The sequence below is a fragment of the Okeania sp. SIO2B9 genome (assembly GCF_010672505.1).
Lineage (GTDB): Bacteria > Cyanobacteriota > Cyanobacteriia > Cyanobacteriales > Microcoleaceae > Okeania > Okeania hirsuta.
In genome coordinates this window covers 1-1494 of the sequence record NZ_JAAHGK010001574.1, presented here as the reverse complement: position 1 = coordinate 1494, position 1494 = coordinate 1, and the positions used below count along the sequence as shown (strand labels likewise).

Here is a 1494-nt window from a genome sequence, read left to right as displayed (position 1 = left end):
GGGGGTATTATAGCGAGTTTCATTTCAGTCAAGTACACTGCTAGCAGGCAAAATTACTATAGTAATAAGTAGAATTATTTAAGTCTGTAGAACTTGTAAATCCTAATCTCAAAATAATTTTATAATTAAGATAACACCAAAATATCTATTCCACCTGAGCGCAAATTAAGCAAACATAAACATTCACTATTTGTGAGATTAAATCTTTGCTTTAAGTCTTTTGAAAACTGGTTTAATTTCATAACCAATAGCTTCTGAAATTAACTTGCATTCTTCTGAAGTAACAAATTTTCTGACATATTCAGGAAATTTTTCAGGGATGTAAGCTTCTTCTAGCCACTGATGAAATTCTCCCAGTAATTTATAGGGATAAATATTAGCAAGCTGTTCACCTCTTTTATCTGGATAATGGTGAATATACTGTTCAAAATCTGTTTCATATCCGTTCTGTTTTAGCCAATGACACCAAGTTCTACCAACCGAAATGTCAATAGTTGCTCTATCATGTAAAGAGACATTGTTAGATTCCAAATTCCTCATTAATTTACCAACTTCTTCAAAAACACACCATCTACCTTTTGGTAGTTTAGTTTTCTCTTCAAACAACCTTAAGCGTTCGTACCAAACACGTTGGTAAGGGTGCAATTTTATAGGTTCCTGAATAGCAGGTTTTTGATTTGTGAAAAGCCATTGCTCGACCCATTCAGACACCATCATTTCAAATTCAGGTGAAAGCCACATCGCAAAAGAAACAGCAAGCTTAGGATGAATCCAAACTTGTTGATTTTTACCTTCTCCTTTTTTTTCCACAAGATGATAAACCTCAACTCTTGTTTTATCAGACAAAAGCTCTATGTATTCATTTGTTCTATCCTTTTCAAACCAGCTATTGGGGTTTTTATACTTTCCTGTTTTATTTTTGTATGCTCTCGCTAATTTAGTTGCGTTGATATAGCCGTCAGAATGGCGTTGAGTTACTACTAATTCCCCAACAGAGTGTTCAATGTAGTGCATTCTAATTTATCCTTTTTTAAATAATTTACTTAATTTGTAAAATAACATTTGTTTATAATAAATAAAAGCAAATATAGGTAGCATTTTCCGAACTGAAAAGTTCGTCAACCACTAATCATAGAATAAAGTTTTGCTGTGGGGATAATTTACTGTAATTTTAATCTATGAAAAAATATTATTGATATCGAGCAAGTATTATTAATTAGCCATAATAAAATATTTTCTCTGATAAATTTCTCCACTGCTCCCTGTTCCCTGTTCCCTGCTGCTTAAAATTTTTATGGTGGGTATTCAAAGATACATGGTAAGCATTTCCTGCGGAATGCTGCGCAAACAGCTATTAGCTGTCAGCTCTTAGCTCTTATGAGGGGATTTTAATATATAGATTTAAAGGCAGCTTTTAGGCGTAAAATTTAATTCTCATTCAATTAGTAAAGCTTTTATCTATAACTAAAAAGAAGCAATAGCTGATGGCTGATA

General features: G+C 32.5%; 1 protein-coding gene. It reads right to left on the bottom strand.

From position 1 onward, the window contains the following. Positions 1-198: 198 nt before the first annotated feature. A complete protein-coding gene (locus tag F6K13_RS32770) occupies positions 199-1014 on the bottom strand; it encodes a KilA-N domain-containing protein (protein WP_287277491.1) in 816 nt (271 codons plus the stop codon). Positions 1015-1494: the final 480 nt, after the last annotated feature.

Excerpts from the sequence above, each read along its gene's own strand:
- F6K13_RS32770 (WP_287277491.1), bottom strand. The coding sequence starts at position 1,014 with ATGCACTACATTGAACACTCTGTTGGGGAATTAGTAGTAACTCAACGC.